This is a genomic window from Chlamydiales bacterium (assembly GCA_031292375.1).
GTDB lineage: Bacteria > Chlamydiota > Chlamydiia > Chlamydiales > VFKH01 > JARLHF01.
Window position 1 is genome coordinate 1 of record JARLHF010000039.1, and the last position, 18,919, is coordinate 18,919.

Below are 18,919 nucleotides of genomic sequence, written 5' to 3' on the forward strand. Positions count from 1 at the left end.
AATTTTGGCAATAAACAAGTAAAAAACGGTGTAGAACGCATCATAAATGATAAATTATAAGTCTCCGTGTCTCCGCGTCTCCGTGTTTTAACTATTCAAGTTATTGATTAGCAGATAGTTGAAAATCGAGCTGGCGTTAAATTATTATAAATTTGTTATATTGAACTCAAGAAAAGTGCTTAGCAGGAACTGCTAAGGCAAGAGAGAAGACCATGACATCTTGCATTGTTCATCATATGGGCTGCAATAGGGAACATATACACAAACAAGTTTAAAAATTGACTTGTGTATAAAATACAATTGTTTTTTATAGTTTTTAATAGGGGCAGTTGTAGCAAATAAATGTTAAGCTATTATAAACTTGCCTAGTATGCACAAACAGATTCTTCAAAGCAAAAAAATGATAACTAACATAACCAAATATCACTTTCAAAGCATTTCCTCAACCAATGACTGGGCGAAAGAAAATATTCATCTTTTTAATAACAAAGAACTTACACTTGTTACTGCCGACATGCAGACGGCCGGAAGAGGACAATTTGGAAGACGGTGGCACTCTCCTGCCAAAAAAAATATTTATGCAAGCATTGTATTTTTTTTAGAACAAGATAGGCTCGATACATCCCTCCTTGTACAGCTTCTTGCAAAAACTGTACAAAGCGTATTACAGGAAAATCAATTAGAGACCCAAATTAAGTGGCCTAATGATCTACTTCTTGGAGGCAAAAAACTTGCAGGGATTTTAATAGAAACAAGCTACATACAAGACCTTACATGTGTTATTATGGGGATTGGTATCAATGTAAATATGCCCAAAAAAGACCTTGAAAATGTAAGTCAACTGGCCACATCTCTTTTTATTGAAACAAACATGCGTTGGGATTGCAATGCATTAATGGACAGAATCCTTCAAGCTCTTATGCTTCAATTGTAAAATCTGGAACGACTGTTAAGTCAGGATGCACTTTTGCTTGAATGATTTGTTGAATATAGGAAAGAGTTGCTCCTGTCGAAGAAAAGCAAGAAGTACAGCTTCCTTTATAAGAGATAATCACTTCACGATCATGTATTAAATTAATGACATCAATGCCTCCGCCATCCAGTTCAATATAAGGCCTTACATCATTAGCAATCACTTGCTCTATCACTGAAATTTTTTGTTCTCGGCTCAATGCATCGAAGCCAGGATATCCACCCTCTACAACTTCAATATCATGTGGAACAGGTGATACATAAGCTGCTGGCAATACAATATCGCTGCATTTTTCTACTGCCTCATCAATTGCATCTACAACTAAATTGAGAATACCTGCAACCTCTTCTGGAAAAGCAATAACATCTGGCTTATCTCTTAAATGCTTGTCAATGAGATCTGCACCAATACGTCTTGCTTGATCATAATATTTATGAATTAATAGCTCCACAGCGCCTTCTGCAGCAGCAATCAAAGCAGAGTGCCCATAAGCTTGAAATTTAGCATCGACAATCATCCCATCTTCTGGGTCCACAAGCAAGCTAATTAACACCTTATCTCCATCAATCATAGAGCTTTGAACACCATCTACAACCCTCATCTGTCGAGCAACACCCTCTTCTTCTGTAAACCTACCAACAGAGCGCGCATACTCAACTTTTAAAGCTACCTTCTTACTATAACGTATCCAGGGAAAAGATTTTATTAAATCAGACTTGCTCATATTAATCCTTTCGATATAGATCGCAAATATTTTACGCTCTCTACAATTGCATCTACTGCAAGATCTATTTCCTCTTCTGTTGTATCTCTAGATAAGCTAAAGCTAATAGTGCTATTGGCAAGAAAATCTTCTATGCCGCATACCTTTAACACCTGCGCAATATTTTGAAAATTTCCACCGCCAATCGTCGCGTAGACACTCTTTTTACTCAATAAATAAAGAAGGGACTCATTAAACACACCTGGAAAGGCTACTGCTGTACAGTTGGGAAGGCGAGCTTGCTCTTGAAAGAAAACTTTACTCTCTGGAACTTCTTCTAAAATCCTATCTTCAAATCGGTCTCTAAGCCGTGCAATCTCTGTGCACATAAGATCTCGATGATCTAAAAGCTCTTTTGCAGCGATACCAAAACCCACAAGTCCTGCAACATTGACACTACCTGCACGCTTGCCTGCTTGCTCTTGAGCGCCTACAATCAAAGGACTTAAGCGAGCCGATGCACGTATATATAGAGCTCCACACCCCCTTGGGGCATGAAGAGAGTCTCCATTGAAAGAAATAAAATCTGCACCAACCTCCTCCAAATCAAAAAACAATTTTCCAAGCACATGTGTAACATCTAAATGTAATAAAATGCCTCTTTCTTTACAAAGAGCTGCAATATCCTCTACTGGCTGAATCACCCCTGTCAAGCCATTTGCATAGGAAAGAGAGATAATCGATGTTCTTGGAGAAATCGCTTCTATCAGCTTTTGCTTTGTAACGCATCCAAAACTATCCACCTCACAAAGTTTTGCAGCAACACCATTCGATTCTAACCTATTCATTCCCATAATGATAGAGGCTTCATCGACAAGAGAAGTTATGTAATGGTTCTTTCCAGATCTTCTTGTAGAATCCAAATAGGTAGATAAAAGCACATGGTTGATGGCCTCTGCGCCCGATGAGCAAAATAAAACCGTATCCTTATCTTTTGCTCCCAGTAATTCATAAAGGGATTGATAGGCAAGCTCTACAGCACCCATTTGATCTCCTGCCAAGTTATAAGGAGATGAAAGAAGAGCAAAATGATCGCGCAGATAGGGTGTCATCTCTTTTACCACCTGAAGAGAAGGCCTTGCTGCAGTATGATTGTCTAGGTAAACACGCTTCATAGGGATTTGCGCACAAATGTATTTCGATCATAATCGTAAATTGTCGGAATGCCCGTTGCAAGCTCCAAATGCAGCACTTCATCCTCAGTCAAATTTTCCAAAAACATGATGATGGATCTAAGAGAATTGCCATGAGCTACAACAAAGACATTTTTGCCAGATTTAAGCTCTGGAAAGATCTTCTCTTGAAAATAAGGAATAGAGCGCTCAGCTGTCATTTTTAAGCTCTCTCCCTTAGGGGGTGGAACATCATAACTCCTTCGCCACAACTTAACTTGCTCCTCTCCAAATTTTTTAATCGTTTCAGCTTTATTTAACCCTTGAAGTCCACCATACATGCGCTCATTGAGCTGCCACGCTTGAAAGACGGGAATTACTTCAGAAGAATCTCCTTCAAAAGAGCTCCAACCAGGCATTTTTTCCTCTTCAAGAGAATGCATCAACACAGGTGTTTTTCCAGGAGAGTGCCTGCTCATTGCAATCATCGCAGTCATAGACGCGCGAATTAATGCAGAAACAAAAATAACATCTATATGAATATTTTTAATTAGATTACCAGCAGCAATTGCCTCATCAATCCCCTTAGCACTGAGAGGAATATCCACACACCCAGTAAAACGGTTAGACAGATTCCATAGCGATTGCCCGTGACGCAAAAGAATTAATTTACTCAAACGTATGCCGCCTTGATTTTCAATTTTCTTTCGTTTATAATACTTATCTTATCTATTCTTAAAAAGAGATATTCAACGTGATTACTACTAATCGATTAAGTAAAGTTTTAGCAGCAGCAGGTGTTGCATCAAGAAGAGCGTGCGAAGAGCTCATTTTTGAGGGACATGTTCAAGTCAACAACAAGATTGTTTTGCTTCCGCAAACACTAGTTTCTCTTGAGAAGGACAACATCCTGGTTGCAGGCAAGCCCATCAAAAGAGTCGAATCAAAAGTTTACTATATCGTAAACAAGCCGCCTGGTTATTTGTGTACCAACAAAGCAGGATCTGGGAAAATCATCCTAGACCTATTTCCAGATGCCGACAAACGCCTTTTTACTGTAGGCAGATTAGATAAAGAGACAGGTGGCCTCATTATTGTAACAAATGATGGACACTTTTCCCAAGAGGTCATCCACCCCTCTTCCAACATCCAAAAAGAATATGTCGCAAAGACTCACCAAGAAATCACAGACGAACATTTAAAAATTATTAGCCATGGAAGCTATATTGAGGGTACTTTTGTAAAACCTGTAAAGGTATCCAAAGTGCGCAAAGGCACTCTAAAAATTACAATCACTGAAGGGAAAAAGAGAGAAGTAAGGATTTTAGCAGAACATGCAGGCCTTACTCTTTGGTCCCTTACACGTATCCGTATAGGCTCTCTCAAGCTAGGATTGCTACCAGTAGGTGGCATAAGAGCCATGACAGAGCGCGACAAGGAACTTATTTTCGAATGAAAAGAAGACTTATAAAACCCGACTTTAAAACGATTATACCTATTCTCATAGGGATATGGAGACGCTATCTTAAAGTCCAAGGGGGAGGTCCTGAGGACAGGCTTCACACAAGAGAATTCAGGTCTGTGGTAGACTGCATAGAAAAATTACAAAAGTTGTTTGAAAACACGTCACCAAACCTTTCAAAAGACTATTTTGAAGATAAAAATTTACTCTCGGCATATCTTCTTTACTACTGGACCATTCACTATGCAGAAGGCATGTCTCTTCTATCAGAACTTCCAAGCACACCTATGCGCGTACTTGATCTTGCCTCTGGTCCTGGTGCTTTTGGCTTTGCAGCCCTTTGCCATGGATCTTGCGATGTAACTCTTTTAGACCGCAATGTCGACAGCTTAAAACTGGGTGCAGAAATTGCCGGTAGATCGGGTATGACGCTTACTACAAGGCACTGGAATCAAAAAAATGAGAGTATGCCTATCAGTGGAAAATATGATCTCATTATCTTAGGTCATGCTTTAAATGAGCTTTTTCCTAACACATTAAAAAATTATATTGAAAAACAAAATACATTCATTACATCTCTTTTTGAGCACCTAAATCCTAATGGCTATCTTCTTCTTGTAGAAAGCTCCTGGCCCTCTGATAATAAACGTATTTTAAATATCAGAAATTTTCTTGTTGAAAACCATTTTGCTATACAAGCACCTTGCGTATACAAAGGATCTTGCCCAGCTCTCCTTACAAACGCTCCTTGCTATGCGCAAAGAACTTTTGAAAAACCTCTTCTTGTAAGCGAAATACAAAGATCTGCAAAAATCAATCTCAATTCCCTTAAAATGAGTTATTTAATCGTAAAAGCAGAAAAAAATGCATGGCCAAAACTTGATGAGCCCCTCTATAGGGTCATTTCTCCTCCCGTACAAACACGCTTTGGCAAACGCTTTTATCTATGCGGAACAGATGGGCACAAAGCGCTCTCTTCAAAGTTAGAAGAACATTCGAAAGAAAACTTGGCCTTTGAATTCTTACAAAGAGGAGACCTCATCAAAGTCTGCAATGCTACAATTAATAAAGACTCTCTGAGTGTTGTACAAGATACAGAAGTTAGTGTCTATGCTTCGTGCGGCAAACCCGTCTGCTGAATTTTTTCTTTTGCTGGCAAGAAAAAAGCTAACACTGAAGAGATCGGCAAAAACAATCCAATTACCATAAGCGCCTTAGCAGGAGCTGCCTCCACAAAAACTTTCGTCAAAAGACCACCACCTCCAGCACCTATGACATGAGCTACACACCATACACATCCCATCAAAAGAGCGCTTACAGAACTTGCATGGGTGGGCAAAAGCCTATTGCCAAACGCAACTCCTATAGGATTGTAAACTCCCATGCAAGCGCCAAACCCAAGCAAAAATAGAGGAACGAGCCAAGGCACTGTAACACCTTGAAAGAGAAAAACATAGAATAAAACACTCGTCGAACAAATGGATGCAAGTAACACAGATCTTTGACCAAATCGGTCCGATAAAATACCTGCAGGAACCATCATAAGGCCAGCTCCTATCACATAACAACAATGCCCCCCTCCATAACAGATCCAATCTGTATGATCTTGCAAAAGTAAAACATCTGGCAAGAAAAACAAGAATGAATAGGAGACAATTTGTTGGGCAAGTTGAGAAAAATAGAGAATTGTTAAATCTTTTTTTCTCAAAGAAAATGGTTCAAAAAATCGCTTAAAACTAAAGTTATTTTGGTGAATCCGCTCCGACTGAGCACCTATCATCTTCTGTGAAAAAAGAAGAGCAAGAAACACAAAGCATATAAGTAAGCAAGAGTACGCAGGATCAGCCCTATAAAGAAAGGCAAAAAGAAGCTGCGTAATGGCAAGACCCAAATATCCACCTGATGCAAAAAGAGTCATTGTAAATCCCTTTCTTCCAGGAATAAGCGTCTGTGCTATACCAGCGCCTGCAGGATGAAACAGACCAGAACCAAAATATGTTAAAAGAACAAGAAGAGAAAGTATGGCATAATTTTGAGTGAGCGCTAGAAAAGTAGAGCTCATCACAAGAAAAATACCCAACATAAAGAGTTTTTTTCTATGACCCTTATCACTTAAAAAGCCAAAAAAAAGCTGCGATCCATCCCCGATGAGACCAGATACGCCAATAATTAGACCAGCTTTAGCTAAATCAAGACCTGCAAGTGTTTTATAAGCAGGCCAAATCCCAACGAGTAAATCGATAACAAAGTGACCAAACCACACTGTCCAAAGGACGCTTTTCCATGGCATTGAAGGATTCATCTTTTTCTATCTCTTTAGTAATAAGAGGGCTCTATTGTACACTACATTGCCATTTTCTTAATAACAAAATTCTTCAAATCATTTACTTCTTGCGAATAAACTCCAATTTTTCTATATGTGGACTATAATTTTATTTTCACAACAAAGATTATCCTTATGAAAAAAATGGACTTATGCAAGCTTGCTCTTCTTGGCCTTACTCTCGGCCTTACAACAAATGCAATCCAAGCCTCTGAAAACACCTCTAGCAATACAGTTTCTCACCAAGCACTGGCAAATGGAGGAGATCATTACGTCTGCTCCTCTTACCAAAACTGCGGTAAATGTGGCGGAAGCTGTAACTTTAAAAATCCCAATACCCCAGGACTTACTCCTGAAGAGAAAAAGAAAGCTGAAGAGTTCCAAAAAGAGAACGAAAAAGAAAAGGGAAGCACACAAGAGACCCCTTCTGCCCCTGGAAAAGAAAAATGTGGAACATTTTGCGCATCTATTTCTGGAAATTCCGATTCTAGCAGCGATAATAGCTCTGCAATGAAAGTAAAAAGACAATCACTAAGAAACAACTAAAAATCACTCTTAAAGGAGAGAACTCATGAAAAAACAAGACCTCGCAAAGCTTGCAATACTGGGAATGCTAGGAGTTGCAGCAACTGTAGGCGCGCAGCAACAGCAACAACAAGGCTCTAAAGATACAACTAACTACGATGGAAGCAAAGGCATTTGCACAGACCAAGTTAGCAACTACTCTAGCAGTGATCCTTCACAAGCTGGGAAAAAACCAGCCCAAGGACAACCTCCAGCTCAACCAACACAATCGTCTAAGCAATCAGAACAGACCTCTTCCAAAACATGGGGTGGCAGTAATCAGTCAGGTCTTGCACAATGCGGCAATCTTGCTGGTTGCAAAACTTGTGGTGGCCTAACAGGCTGCAAATCAGGTGATACTAGTAAATGTAGTGGCCTTGCGAACTGCAAGGGAAGTGATACTGATTGCGGTCCAGGAGGATGTGCTAGTGGTGATTACTCAGGAAGCAATAGCACTAAAATGCAATCAAAACGACAGCTTCGCTAGTTTAACTTAAATTTTACTAACTTTAAACGATAAAGGAAAAAACAAATGAAAAAACAAGATCTCGCAAAACTTGCCATACTTGGTATTATGGGAGTTGCAGCAACTGTAGGCGCTCAACAGCAAACACAACCAAAACCAGTAAATGGCCAGCAGCCAGCAACCCAAAAATGGGAAGCTTCTTGCGCAGGTGGACCCGTCAACTCTGGCTACAGCAGCTCTGATAAGTCTAATACAACAGGCAATCCATCTACTACACAAGTACCAGTAGGCAGCGGACAAGGCCAAGCACAAGGAAATGTTCCTTCAACACCTAGCTATTCATGCACTGGCAATAATGCACCTTCAACACCTAGCTATTCATGCACTGGCGGCAATGGAAACAATGCTCCTTCAACACCTAGCTATTCATGCACTGGTAATAATGCTCCTTCAACGCCTCCTAGCCATGGATGCAACGGCAATAATGGCAATAGCCAACAAACAAGAGTTAATCGCTACCGTTAATTCTTTGTTCATGACAGTAAACATAGCGCTTGAATCCTTATTTAAGCGCTATTTTAATTTAAGGAAACTCAATGAAAAAACAAAATCTTGCCAAACTTGCAATACTTGGAATATTGGGAATAGGATCTGCAATCAGCGCAGAACAAACAAGTAACTACTCTACTCAAGACCCTTTAAAAACTGAATCTCAAGAAAAGCCCTTTACTCAACAATCTACGCAAACTTCTTCTAGCGCTTGGGATAATGATGATACAAGTAATCTTGCAAGCTGTCAAATGCATGAAAAATGCACAGGCACACATGGATGTGATGTGTCGACAGATCGCGCAGAAACCAGCAACAAAATGGAATCTAAACGCAAGCTGCGTTAAACTAAACAATCTTCAACCATGTGTATTGATATGAACAAGAAGAGTAAACTTCCTAAATGTTTGTTAATACTTATCCTGCTTTGTAGCTGCCAAGTAGATGAGAGCCATCCAATTTCTCGCTTTGAGCGTGAAGAGCGGTTCTCAGAGCAAACTGCCTCTCTAGCTTTTGATCCAAGCACACTTACACCTAGTGAACAAGCGTTATTTACGACACTAAGCCCAGGAGAACAAAATCTTTTTAGCACATTGGATGAAAAGCAAAGAGCGTGGGCAACAGAGCTTATAACCCCTCTTTCACCAGATGAGGCTGTATGGAAAGCGGCTATGCAAGAGATTTTAGAAGAAAGCCTTGCCATTCAAGATTTTTATAAAAAGCTAGATAAACCCAATAAAATCTTATTTCTCATACTCGATGATGACCCAACAAAAGCCGCCCTAAACTATGCTGAAGACATGAGCCCCAATCACGCTGTACACGAGGCCCTACAACTAGAAATCGATTCTTTTCCAAGCAATTTACAAGCATTTATTCACAAATTACCTTTTGATAAACAATTGCTCTTTTTATCGCTCAGTGACGCAACGCAATCACAAATTTTTCGTTTTTTACACAATAACCAATATGATTTAGCTGTAACACATGGTGCTGAAATAGATATTCAAAGGCTTCCAAAAAATGAACAATCTTTTATCAAACAACTTCCCTTAGATCTACAGACTCTCTTTCTATCCTTGCCACCAGAAAGTCGTTGGATGGCCATCGCCCTTACAAAAAAACTTGATTTCAATTTAGCACTACAGTATGCAGCTTCTATTCAGACAGTAGAAAATCCTTCAACATAAGCCAAGGCAAAATTGTGCAAAAAAAACCCAAGACAGATCTAGGCATTGGCATTGGCCTGCGCGTTCCTCATTATAAAGATATATTTCAACACCAACCTGCGATTGATTGGTTCGAAATCATTAGTGAAAATTTTATGGTAGAGGGAGGTCCTGCTCTGGATAACTTAGACAGGATTCTAGAAAGATACCCAGTAACTCAGCATGGCGTATCTCTTGCCATTGGTAGCCCAGATCCTCTCGACTTTAATTACTTAAAAAAATTAAAAGCTCTTGCAAAGAGAACTAAGACGCCTTGGATCTCTGACCATCTTTGCTGGGGACACCTAGAGGGGGCACATTATCATGACTTGCTACCTCTTCCCTACACTCAGGAAGTCATTGACTATGTTGTAGAAAGAGCTCGCATCGTTCAAGACTATCTAGAATTACCCTTTGCTCTAGAAAATCTCTCCTCTTATGTCTCTTATAAAGAAGATCAAATGAGTGAATGGGAGTTTTATAGCAGTGTTGTAGAAAAAGCAGACATTTTTATGATGTTAGACGTCAATAACATTTATGTTTCAAGCAGAAATCACAACTTTAACCCATCTGATTATATCCGTAATATTCCATTAGAGCGCGTTATCCAGATTCACATAGCAGGCCACACAGATCATGGCACACATGTACTTGACACACACAATAATTATGTTAAAGAAGATGTATGGGATCTTTACGCAGAAGTATGGCCACAAACAGGCAACGCAGCAACCCTTTTGGAATGGGATGATGACTTTATAAGCTTTGATGAGACATGGAAAGAGGCTTTAAAAGCAAAAGAATTCCAAAAGAACCTTCTTGAAGCGAGTGTAAAATAATGAAATCATCACTTACACCATGCCCTGACAATATAAAACAGATCCAATCTTGGTTTGCAAGCATCATTACACAACCACTCAACTCAGAGCAAAAATCATCCAACACCACACCAAGAGGAACTCTTCTAGAAACAGAAGCTCCTAATTTTGTTACACCCAATGCTTTTTTACAACCTCATGAACGCATACAAATTTACAATCAACAATATTGGTGGCGCCTTTACAAAACCCTTCAAGAGATCTTTCCAACTGTTGCACGTCTTTTTGGCTACTATGACTTTAATATGCAGCTTGTAACACCCTATCTAACAAAATTTCCTTCTAAAACTTGGTCTTTACATGAGCTTGGAAGGAAAATGCCTTTTTGGATAAGTCGCAACTATAAAGAAAGTGACAAAGCTGTTATTCTCATGTTCTCTAGAATCGATTGGGCCTTTCAAGAAAGCTTTGTTGCAAAATCCTACCCACCTCTTTCATTACAAAACAAAACTCCTGATGACCTTGCCGACATGCTTTCTATAAAAATTAAATTACAACCCCACGTGCATCTCTTTAAATGTGATGGTCCCTTTCTTATTTTTAGAGATAGCTTCCTTAAAGAAAGCATTGATCATTGGATAGAAAATGATTTTCCATCTCTTCCAAAAGATGATACCTATCACTACCTCATCTACAGAAATGCTAATAATAGCTCAGTTCACTGGGAAACTATTACAGCAGGACAATATAAATTACTTCGCCTTTTGAAAAAAGGATGCTCTCTCATAGATGCATGCGCTATTTTAGAAGAAGAAGTTGCCTCTATCTATCAAGAAGCTGTCCAAAATATTCAGCAATGGTTTAAAACTTGGACAGAAAGAGAATTACTTATTTATGCAAAGGCATAAAAAAAATGGGCTAGAGTGGCTTACCTTTGAACTCTTAGATAATGTTAAAGGCCTTGTCCATGCCGTCTTTACAAAAAAAGGAGGATCCAATCCTGCAATAGGTTTAAATCTTGGCCTACATACCATCGATGAGCCTACTCATCTACAAAAAAACTTCGACCTAATCAAAGATTCTCTCAATTTGAAACGAGTCACTGCAGCATATCAAATGCATGGCATTCACACCACACTTGTAACTGAATCACATCCTAGTTATATCTCAAAGTGTGATAGTTTACTTACAGCATCAAAAAACCATGCTCTTTTCATATCACATGCAGATTGCCAAGCAGCTATTTTTTATGATCCTATCCACCATGCCCTTGCAAATGTACATTCTGGATGGCGTGGAAGCGTACAAAACATTTATAAAGCAACTATTCATGCAATGAAAAAACACTTTCAAAGCGATCCCAAAGACCTCCTTGTATGCATTAGCCCAAGCCTTGGCCCAAATTTTGCAGAATTTATTAACTATAAAAGTGAGTTTCCAGAGGCCTTTTGGCCCTTTCAAATAAAAGAAAATTATTTTGACTTTTGGGAAATTAGCAAAGAACAGCTTAAATCTTGCGGTGTGCTAAAATCACACATTCAAGTCGCACAACTTTGCACTGTAACAGAAGAGGAAGATTTTTATTCTTACAGAAGACAAACCAAGGAATTTGGCAAAGGCCCACTAAAAGCTGCTAATGGCACCCTTGCAATGCTTTATTAGACTTTTTGCATAATTATACACAAACAATTCTTGAACTTGTTTGTGTATAGCTTCTATTAGAGCAGTGCTAGATCTACACTTATAGAAGAAATCTCGCCAAGATCAAATCGTTTTTTCTGATGTTCCAATATTTTTTTTACTTGCTCTCTTTGCTCATCATCATAAATACAGCCTTCACAAATTGTGTTTACTATAACTAAAATATTTTCTTCAACAACATCTTCTGGTTTTAAGTTTTCTAATGATCTTGAAACCTGAATCTTTAAAAGATTTTCTTTAACAAGCGGCCTAACATCAAAAGCTACTTCTCCCATGATTCTTGGTGAGTAAATAACGAAAGGAGGCTCAATCAGATAACTTTTATATATGGCCTCTGCGATCTTTTCCCTAAAGCGCCTTTCAAATCGCTTAGGCGTTTGCAGGCCACTTTCTTGAAGTACGTATTGCGATGCAATTTCTTCTACATAAAAAATTGCCTCTTCTTTAATTTTTGCATGCATTTGGCGCGCAACCCTTATCACAGTTTCCTTTTGAGATTCACTTTGAAACTGCTCGTAGTAATCTTCGAGCTGGTCCTCTTCTGAGGCTACAATCATTCCCAAAACAGTTTGATAAAACTTGGCTACTGGATCCCTGAGTAATCCAGACTCTTTCATAATTCGTATATAAGCATCACCATCATCACCAACTGAAGCTCTTATAAACCTCACAAGTACAGTCCAATCAAAGAAAGAAGAAGGCACAAACCGTACAAACTTTATGTCATCATCGCAAAAACGCATCATACTTGGTTCGAGTTTACTTGGAATATGCTTACAGTTATGAAACTTACGAATTAATTTAATAAAATTGTCTAACCGAGCCTCACTATTCATCCAAGAATCACTATTCACTGACTCCTCTGCTACATACTCAACTAAACTAAAACCCATTGCATCCATTTCCTCTATTTTTGCAACAGGAAATTCGTTATTCTTTTCGCTCTCTTTTTGCTCCAAAATAGCTATAACTTCATTCAATGCACTAAACGTAAGGACAAAACTATTATCATCTCTTAAGCGAAAAACTCTATGTTGATTACCTTGACTTTCATCTCTTCCAAGAATTTCAGAATCGATTTGTACTGTTTTTGATCCACACTGAATACGTGCTGAGGGAATAACTTGCCTTTCAACCCATCTTAAATAAATAGGATCTTTTTCAAAAAACACATAACATTTTTTTGCCAATAAGGCTTTGAATAGTTGCCATTCCAAACACACCAAAGCATTATTTATTGTAGAATTATTATCCCCAAGCGACATACGCAAAACAAGCGCCTTCATACAGTAATGCAGATCCCTTATTCCAATTTTTTCTGTAGTATCTCTTCTTGTACATGCCTCACAAAGCTTATTGATAAATACTTCCCAAGAATGCTGCCCTACACTATCCAATTCCTCACCCTTAGCAACTTTTTGCAATGCAGCAAAGGGAAACTCTAAACCTAGTAATCTTCTTACTCGAGTAGAATAAAAATCTGTCTGAACGCTCTGAAATAGAGTAAGCGCGTCATCTGCAAAGGGTCGAAAATCTGCAGACCTAAGATTATTTTTAAAAATATTTTTAATTTTTGCAACTTGAAACTCTAAACAACCTCCACCAGACTCTTGAAATGCAAGTCTTACATTGTAATGCCAATCTTCTAATATCCCTATCTCTGGCTTATCTCCAGGATAAGTATCGAGCCCGGGATGAAAACAGACCTTTAAAAGCTCATTGTAGCGCTCATGTGCCTCCTTTAACAGTTTAAACGCATCATGCCAAATACTTTGAATATTTCTCATGTTTATGTAATAAGCATCTTTTTCACAGCTTCCACTCCAGTTAAAAACTCTTATAACGGACCAGGTGACTATTTGTGTTATGCCCGATATACTGTTTCTTAAATAAAACTCATCCTTACATGCACTTGGAACAAGATTATTTCGACAGGTATTCTCATCATCTCCTGGAAGAAAAAGAAAATCTCTCAATGTACTTCCCAAGTTTACCATCACAGCACTCATTTCAACATCTCCTGATTTACCCATTAGACTTCTTGCGTAATTACATTTGCTTGTTAAAATTGTCTTTTTTTGACAAGCAAATGTAATTACGCAAGAAGTCTATTCTTAACAAAGAATACTTACATAAAAATATAATTTGCGCAATCTTTAACACACAAACTTTTGGTACAAATTCATAACTTATGTTAGGATGTTCTCACTTAAAATATTACAATGTGGAGTTAAAATTGCGTATTCTTGTTGTGGGAACTGGTTATGTGGGTCTAGTGACAGGAGCCTGCTTTGCTGAAATGGGCCACCATGTAACTTGCCTAGACATTGACAAAGCAAAGATCGATAATCTTGAAAATGGGATGATACCCATCTATGAGCCAGGGCTCGAAGAAATTGTCAAGCGCAACAAAAAAGCTAATCGCTTAAGTTTTACAACAAACTATCATGAAGCTGTAACATCTTCTCTTGTATGTTTTCTTGCCCTACCAACTCCCCTTGGGCATGATGGTTCTGCTGATTTAAGCTACATACAACAAGCAGCAAAAGCCATTGCTTTAGAAATGAATGAATATAAAGTCATCGTCAACAAATCAACCGTACCCGTTGGCACAGCAGAAATGGTTACATCTGTTATACAAGATACTCTCAGAAACAACAAAAAAGAACATATCCATTTTGATGTCGTTTCAAACCCTGAATTTCTAAAAGAGGGAAATGCTATCCACGACTTTATGAAGCCAGATAGAATTATCCTAGGCGTTGCAAATAAAGAAGCTGAAGCCATTATGAGAGAGCTCTACACCCCTTTCAATCTGAACCACGATCGCATCATCACAATGGACATCCTCTCTGCTGAGATGACAAAGTATGCAGCTAACGCAATGCTTGCAACGCGCATTTCCTTCATGAATGAGCTTGCAGGCCTTTGCGAAAAAGTAGGAGCAGATATTACTAAAGTACGAAAAGGAATGGGTTCTGATAAGCGCATTGGTAATGATTTTCTTTATGCTGGTATCGGCTATGGAGGCTCTTGCTTTCCAAAAGATATTAAAGCCCTGCACTACACAGCAAAGCTCAATGATTACCCATTATCCCTCGTTGCTGCTGTCGATGCTGTCAATGACAGGCAAAAAAAGGTACTTGGAGAAAAAATAAAGAACTATTTTCAAAATAGAGGCGGTCTTTCAAATAAAACGGTTGCCATTTGGGGTCTTGCTTTTAAGCCAGATACCGACGACCTAAGAGAAGCGCCCTCTCTTATTCTTATTGAAGAGCTTTTAAAACATAACGTGTTTCTTCGCTTATTTGATCCTGTTGCTATGAACAAAGCGAAAGAGCTTCCTCTTCTTATCAAACATGCATCCCAAATTACATGGTGCAATGATGAGACAGAGTCTTCAAAGAATGCTCATGCGATTGCTCTTGTCACAGAGTGGAAACAATTTAGATTTTTAGATTTTGAACCCATTATCGCTCACATGCAAGATTGTGCCTTCTTTGATGGAAGAAATCAATATCACAGGGATGAAATGGCAATGAAGGGCTTTGAATACATCAGCATTGGTCAACCTATAAGTAAGAAGTAATCAAAAATGAATGTTCTTGTTGTAGGAGGTGCAGGCTATATTGGCAGCCATGTTGCAAAAGCTCTTGCTAAAGCCTCATTTTCTCCTGTTACCTATGACAATCTCTTGTGTGGGCACAAAAGCGCTGTTTGCTATGGTCCTCTAGAAATTGGGGATATTCACAATTCTAAAAGGCTTTCTGAAGTACTTATTAAATATGACCCCATTGCCGTGTTCCATTTTGCAGCACTTACAGCAATTGGAGAATCCGTTCAAAATCCTGCAAAGTACTACCACAATAATTTAATTGGAACATTCAATCTACTAGAAGCTATACGCGCATATAAAACAATACCCTTCCTATTTTCTAGTACATGCGCTATTTATGGCCTTCCACATTATATCCCCATCGATGAAAATCATCCTCAGCTACCCATCAATCCCTATGGCAGATCTAAGCTCATGGTTGAAAAAATCATCCAAGATTATCACAGAGCTTATAACTTACCCATCTGCATCCTTCGCTATTTTAATGCAGCAGGCGCAGATCTTGACGAAGAAATAGGTGAGGATCATGAACCAGAAAATCATCTTATTCCACTTATTCTAAATACTGTTCTTGGCAAACAGCCCTCAATAAACATCTTTGGCACCGACTACGAAACTCCTGATGGAACTGCCATTCGAGACTACATACATGTCCAAGATCTGGCAGAAGCACATGTAAGATCACTAAAATATTTACTTACAGGAAATACTCAACTTGAACTTAACCTTGGAACTGGCACGGGCTATTCCGTTAAGCAAGTAATTGATCAAGTTGAAAACATCTGCAACCAAACAGTTAATAAAAACTTTTGTAAAAGGCGCGAGGGAGATGCTCCTATTCTTATTGCTGATTCTGCAAAGTGTAGATCTTTACTCAACTGGACTCCTTCCTGCTCAGACCTTCCGACTATCATTGGTAGCGCCTGGCAATGGCATAAAAAGATGCAAAAAAAGATGCAAGAAAGTGAGAAACACTTTATCCTTTCCATGCAAGAAAGTCATAAGGGTTAGCTAAAAAATGTCTTCAAAAAAAGTCTTCTTAACTGGCTCTGCCGGCTTTATAGGCTTTCACCTAGCACAAAAGCTCAAAGAGCGCGGCGACCTAGTTACAGGTTTTGATAATTTTAATCATTATTACGATCCAAAGCTTAAAAGGGATCGTGCCCATTTATTAAAAAAAATGGGCATCGATGTGATTGAAGGGGACATTTGCGATGCTACTAAATTAAATGAGATTTTTCAAAAACAAGAATTCACTCATATTGTCCACCTTGCAGCACAAGCGGGTGTTCGCCACTCCCTTACTCACCCAGACTCATACATCTCTTCTAATATTCAAGGTTTTGTTAACCTCCTAGAAGTCTGTAAGCAAAAAAGCTCAATGCCCTTTATCTATGCATCTTCTTCATCTGTTTATGGCTGTAATAAAAAAACCCCTTTCTCTGTTAATGATCAAACAGATAAACCAGCAAATTTATATGGCGCCACAAAAAAAGCAGGCGAACTTATTGCCTACGCCTACCATCACCTATACAAAATTCCTATGACTGGCCTTCGCTTTTTTACTGTATATGGTCCATTTGGACGTCCCGACATGGCTTGTTTTTCCTTTACAAAGGCGCTTTTTGAAAACAAAGCCTTACCTATTTTTAACCACGGTAAAATGCTAAGAGACTTTACTTACATCGATGATATTACTGAAGGCACTCTCTTCGCAATCGATAAAGCTTATCCTTTTGAATTATTTAATTTAGGAAATCATAAACCTGAAGAATTAATGACAATGATTCACACTCTTGAACAATTAACTCAGAAAAAAGCTATTTTGAACTATCTACCTATGCAGCCAGGTGATATGCTTTCTACCTTTGCTGATATAGATCATTCTGAAAGCAAGTTGGGATATCGGCCTAAAACTTCTCTTGAAGTAGGGCTTTCTAACTTTGTACAGTGGTATAGATCTTATTATCATGTATAAAGCACAAAAATTTAGAAAACAAAAGTGTGAACACTATGACTTCTGAAGTACAGTTTAAAATCGGATCAAAGCTTCCAACCTTTACGCTAAAAGATGCTAATGATAATGTTATAACTGACGCAGATTTACGTGGAAAAATTTCTGTAATTTTCTTCTATCCAAAAGATAATACTCCAGGATGCACTAAGGAAGCTTGTGATTTTCGAGACCATATTGACCAATTTCTAGATAAAGGCATTTCCCTTTATGGAGTAAGCCCAGACAATGCCACTTCTCACCAGAAATTCATTAAAAAACACAGCCTCAACTATACCCTGCTAGTAGATGAAGATCGCTCTCTTGCCAACGCTTTTGGTGTATGTAAGGAGAGAAATCTTTTTGGCATCAAAAGACTTACTATCGAGCGCTCTACTTTCATTGTGGATAAAGCAGGCACCATCATATGGATGGAGCAAAGAGTTAAAGTCTTGGGGCATGTTGAGCGAATCCTTTCGGCCCTACAAATACTTGTCCACCCCTAAGACTTCTTATGATAAGCGCTACAATCCTTACAAAAAATAGTGAAAAGCATCTCAAAAAAGTATTAGAAGCCCTTAAATCTCTTGATGAAGTCGTCCTGCTCGATACAGGTTCCACGGATAATACCTTAGAAATTGCAAAAAACTTTCCAAATACATCTCTTTATACCTCAGAATTTTTAGGGTTTGGCCAGGTTCACAATATCGCAGCAAACCTCGCTAAGCACGACTGGATCCTCTCTATCGATAGCGATGAAATTATATCTTCAAAACTCTTACAAGAAATTCAAAATAGTAAGCTTAACAAAAGGTGTGTCTACTCTTTTCCAAGGCTTAATTACTACTGCAATAAACAAATTAAGTGGTGTGGATGGTATCCAGAGCGCGTAACACGCCTTTATAATAAAACAACTACAAAGTTCTCTGAAGATAAAGTCCACGAAAAAGTCCTGAAAGTAAATATGAGTGAAATTAAATTAACCAATCCCGTTCATCATTACCCCTACAGCTCTATAGCAGATTTTCTTACTAAAATGCAGCACTACAGCACACTATTTGCAGAACAAAATAAAGACAAAAAAAAATCGTCTGTGTTCAAAGCAATTTCACATGGCCTTTTTGCTTTTTTCAAGAGCTATATTTTAAAAAGAGGTTTTCTTGGGGGTTATGAAGGGTTTCTCATCTCCACCTACAATGGCAATACAGCCTTCTACAAGTACCTAAAGCTCTTTGAAAAAATCACTTAAAACCTCATTAGACTTCTTGCATAATTAGCTTTGCTTAGAAAAATTGAAATTTTTTGAATAGATTTATTGATGAATTTTGAGAGCATATGTGAACATATGGTTGAAAAATTTAACGATAAAGA

General features: G+C 38.4%; 21 protein-coding genes. 16 read left to right on the forward strand and 5 right to left on the reverse strand.

Features of this window, described 5'->3' with window-relative positions:
- Window positions 1–400 precede the first annotated feature (400 nt).
- Complete coding sequence (locus P4L16_05165; protein ID MDR3624509.1) at window positions 401–934, forward strand: biotin--[acetyl-CoA-carboxylase] ligase; 534 nt, start codon at window positions 401–403, stop codon at window positions 932–934.
- Here the strand turns inward: P4L16_05165 and P4L16_05170 are convergent.
- From P4L16_05170 to P4L16_05180, 3 genes are read right to left on the reverse strand one after another with little or no spacing between them, the layout of a single operon-like run.
- Window positions 918–1,697: a NifU family protein gene (locus P4L16_05170; protein MDR3624510.1), complete on the reverse strand. Its 780-nt coding sequence runs from the start codon at window positions 1,695–1,697 to the stop codon at window positions 918–920. The genes P4L16_05165 and P4L16_05170 overlap by 17 nt on opposite strands.
- Window positions 1,694–2,851 (reverse strand): cysteine desulfurase family protein, encoded by a 1,158-nt coding sequence (locus P4L16_05175; protein MDR3624511.1) that lies wholly within the window; start codon window positions 2,849–2,851, stop codon window positions 1,694–1,696. Before P4L16_05175 ends, P4L16_05170 begins: the two co-directional genes overlap by 4 nt.
- Window positions 2,848–3,525 carry a 2,3-bisphosphoglycerate-dependent phosphoglycerate mutase gene (locus P4L16_05180; protein MDR3624512.1) on the reverse strand — a complete coding sequence of 226 codons (678 nt, stop codon included), beginning with the start codon at window positions 3,523–3,525 and terminating at the stop codon, window positions 2,848–2,850. Before P4L16_05180 ends, P4L16_05175 begins: the two co-directional genes overlap by 4 nt.
- Before the next feature lie 80 nt (window positions 3,526–3,605).
- Here P4L16_05180 and P4L16_05185 point away from each other — a divergent pair, with 80 nt between their 5' ends.
- Window positions 3,606–4,304: a pseudouridine synthase gene (locus P4L16_05185; protein MDR3624513.1), complete on the forward strand. Its 699-nt coding sequence runs from the start codon at window positions 3,606–3,608 to the stop codon at window positions 4,302–4,304.
- Window positions 4,301–5,449, forward strand: a complete 1,149-nt coding sequence (locus P4L16_05190) for a small ribosomal subunit Rsm22 family protein (protein ID MDR3624514.1) — start codon at window positions 4,301–4,303, stop codon at window positions 5,447–5,449. The genes P4L16_05185 and P4L16_05190 overlap by 4 nt, the downstream gene beginning before the upstream one ends.
- On the opposite strand, the gene P4L16_05195 is transcribed toward P4L16_05190, so the two are convergent.
- Window positions 5,419–6,612: an MFS transporter gene (locus P4L16_05195; GenBank protein ID MDR3624515.1), complete on the reverse strand. Its 1,194-nt coding sequence runs from the start codon at window positions 6,610–6,612 to the stop codon at window positions 5,419–5,421. The genes P4L16_05190 and P4L16_05195 overlap by 31 nt on opposite strands.
- A gap of 156 nt (window positions 6,613–6,768) precedes the next feature.
- Here P4L16_05195 and P4L16_05200 point away from each other — a divergent pair, with 156 nt between their 5' ends.
- The 8 genes from P4L16_05200 (at window position 6,769) to pgeF (ending at window position 11,900) form a co-directional block, all read left to right on the forward strand.
- On the forward strand, window positions 6,769–7,179 hold the full coding sequence (locus P4L16_05200) for a hypothetical protein (GenBank protein MDR3624516.1): 411 nt from the start codon (window positions 6,769–6,771) through the stop codon (window positions 7,177–7,179).
- 25 nt (window positions 7,180–7,204) lie between these two features.
- Window positions 7,205–7,684: a hypothetical protein gene (locus tag P4L16_05205; protein MDR3624517.1), complete on the forward strand. Its 480-nt coding sequence runs from the start codon at window positions 7,205–7,207 to the stop codon at window positions 7,682–7,684.
- Window positions 7,685–7,729: 45 nt separating this feature from the next.
- Entirely contained in the window at window positions 7,730–8,188 is a 459-nt protein-coding gene (locus P4L16_05210; GenBank protein MDR3624518.1) for a hypothetical protein, read from the forward strand.
- Window positions 8,189–8,259: 71 nt separating this feature from the next.
- Window positions 8,260–8,559 carry a hypothetical protein gene (locus P4L16_05215; protein ID MDR3624519.1) on the forward strand — a complete coding sequence of 100 codons (300 nt, stop codon included), beginning with the start codon at window positions 8,260–8,262 and terminating at the stop codon, window positions 8,557–8,559.
- Between the two features lie 30 nt (window positions 8,560–8,589).
- Window positions 8,590–9,402, forward strand: coding sequence for a hypothetical protein (locus P4L16_05220; protein ID MDR3624520.1), 813 nt, complete (start codon window positions 8,590–8,592; stop codon window positions 9,400–9,402).
- Window positions 9,403–9,416: 14 nt separating this feature from the next.
- A complete protein-coding gene (locus P4L16_05225; protein ID MDR3624521.1) occupies window positions 9,417–10,259 on the forward strand; it encodes a DUF692 domain-containing protein in 843 nt (280 codons plus the stop codon).
- Window positions 10,259–11,146, forward strand: coding sequence for a putative DNA-binding domain-containing protein (locus tag P4L16_05230; GenBank protein MDR3624522.1), 888 nt, complete (start codon window positions 10,259–10,261; stop codon window positions 11,144–11,146). Before P4L16_05225 ends, P4L16_05230 begins: the two co-directional genes overlap by 1 nt.
- Window positions 11,133–11,900, forward strand: coding sequence for a peptidoglycan editing factor PgeF (pgeF, locus tag P4L16_05235; GenBank protein MDR3624523.1), 768 nt, complete (start codon window positions 11,133–11,135; stop codon window positions 11,898–11,900). The genes P4L16_05230 and pgeF overlap by 14 nt, the downstream gene beginning before the upstream one ends.
- Window positions 11,901–11,956: 56 nt before the next feature.
- On the opposite strand, the gene P4L16_05240 is transcribed toward pgeF, so the two are convergent.
- Window positions 11,957–13,972, reverse strand: a complete 2,016-nt coding sequence (locus P4L16_05240; GenBank protein MDR3624524.1) for a hypothetical protein — start codon at window positions 13,970–13,972, stop codon at window positions 11,957–11,959.
- A gap of 203 nt (window positions 13,973–14,175) precedes the next feature.
- On the opposite strand from P4L16_05240, the gene P4L16_05245 reads away from it, so the two are divergent.
- From P4L16_05245 to P4L16_05265, 5 genes are read left to right on the forward strand one after another with little or no spacing between them, the layout of a single operon-like run.
- Entirely contained in the window at window positions 14,176–15,528 is a 1,353-nt protein-coding gene (locus P4L16_05245; protein MDR3624525.1) for a UDP-glucose/GDP-mannose dehydrogenase family protein, read from the forward strand.
- A gap of 6 nt (window positions 15,529–15,534) precedes the next feature.
- Window positions 15,535–16,566 carry a UDP-glucose 4-epimerase GalE gene (gene galE, locus P4L16_05250; protein MDR3624526.1) on the forward strand — a complete coding sequence of 344 codons (1,032 nt, stop codon included), beginning with the start codon at window positions 15,535–15,537 and terminating at the stop codon, window positions 16,564–16,566.
- A gap of 7 nt (window positions 16,567–16,573) precedes the next feature.
- Window positions 16,574–17,533: an NAD-dependent epimerase/dehydratase family protein gene (locus P4L16_05255; GenBank protein MDR3624527.1), complete on the forward strand. Its 960-nt coding sequence runs from the start codon at window positions 16,574–16,576 to the stop codon at window positions 17,531–17,533.
- Between the two features lie 35 nt (window positions 17,534–17,568).
- Entirely contained in the window at window positions 17,569–18,054 is a 486-nt protein-coding gene (locus P4L16_05260; GenBank protein MDR3624528.1) for a peroxiredoxin, read from the forward strand.
- Between the two features lie 8 nt (window positions 18,055–18,062).
- Complete coding sequence (locus P4L16_05265) at window positions 18,063–18,797, forward strand: glycosyltransferase family 2 protein (GenBank protein MDR3624529.1); 735 nt, start codon at window positions 18,063–18,065, stop codon at window positions 18,795–18,797.
- Window positions 18,798–18,919 lie beyond the last annotated feature (122 nt).

What these genes read in the sequence shown, in the direction of transcription:
- P4L16_05195 (MDR3624515.1), bottom strand. Translation starts at nt 6,612, where the DNA reads ATGAATCCTTCAATGCCATGGAAAAGCGTCCTTTGGACAGTGTGGTTT.
- P4L16_05215 (MDR3624519.1), top strand. Translation starts at nt 8,260, where the DNA reads ATGAAAAAACAAAATCTTGCCAAACTTGCAATACTTGGAATATTGGGA.
- P4L16_05205 (MDR3624517.1), top strand. Translation starts at nt 7,205, where the DNA reads ATGAAAAAACAAGACCTCGCAAAGCTTGCAATACTGGGAATGCTAGGA.
- P4L16_05240 (MDR3624524.1), bottom strand. Translation starts at nt 13,972, where the DNA reads ATGGGTAAATCAGGAGATGTTGAAATGAGTGCTGTGATGGTAAACTTG.
- P4L16_05230 (MDR3624522.1), top strand. Translation starts at nt 10,259, where the DNA reads ATGAAATCATCACTTACACCATGCCCTGACAATATAAAACAGATCCAA.
- P4L16_05210 (MDR3624518.1), top strand. Translation starts at nt 7,730, where the DNA reads ATGAAAAAACAAGATCTCGCAAAACTTGCCATACTTGGTATTATGGGA.
- pgeF (MDR3624523.1), top strand. Translation starts at nt 11,133, where the DNA reads ATGCAAAGGCATAAAAAAAATGGGCTAGAGTGGCTTACCTTTGAACTC.
- P4L16_05175 (MDR3624511.1), bottom strand. Translation starts at nt 2,851, where the DNA reads ATGAAGCGTGTTTACCTAGACAATCATACTGCAGCAAGGCCTTCTCTT.
- galE (MDR3624526.1), top strand. Translation starts at nt 15,535, where the DNA reads ATGAATGTTCTTGTTGTAGGAGGTGCAGGCTATATTGGCAGCCATGTT.
- P4L16_05260 (MDR3624528.1), top strand. Translation starts at nt 17,569, where the DNA reads ATGACTTCTGAAGTACAGTTTAAAATCGGATCAAAGCTTCCAACCTTT.
- P4L16_05265 (MDR3624529.1), top strand. Translation starts at nt 18,063, where the DNA reads ATGATAAGCGCTACAATCCTTACAAAAAATAGTGAAAAGCATCTCAAA.
- P4L16_05220 (MDR3624520.1), top strand. Translation starts at nt 8,590, where the DNA reads ATGAACAAGAAGAGTAAACTTCCTAAATGTTTGTTAATACTTATCCTG.
- P4L16_05255 (MDR3624527.1), top strand. Translation starts at nt 16,574, where the DNA reads ATGTCTTCAAAAAAAGTCTTCTTAACTGGCTCTGCCGGCTTTATAGGC.
- P4L16_05190 (MDR3624514.1), top strand. Translation starts at nt 4,301, where the DNA reads ATGAAAAGAAGACTTATAAAACCCGACTTTAAAACGATTATACCTATT.
- P4L16_05170 (MDR3624510.1), bottom strand. Translation starts at nt 1,697, where the DNA reads ATGAGCAAGTCTGATTTAATAAAATCTTTTCCCTGGATACGTTATAGT.
- P4L16_05200 (MDR3624516.1), top strand. Translation starts at nt 6,769, where the DNA reads ATGAAAAAAATGGACTTATGCAAGCTTGCTCTTCTTGGCCTTACTCTC.
- P4L16_05165 (MDR3624509.1), top strand. Translation starts at nt 401, where the DNA reads ATGATAACTAACATAACCAAATATCACTTTCAAAGCATTTCCTCAACC.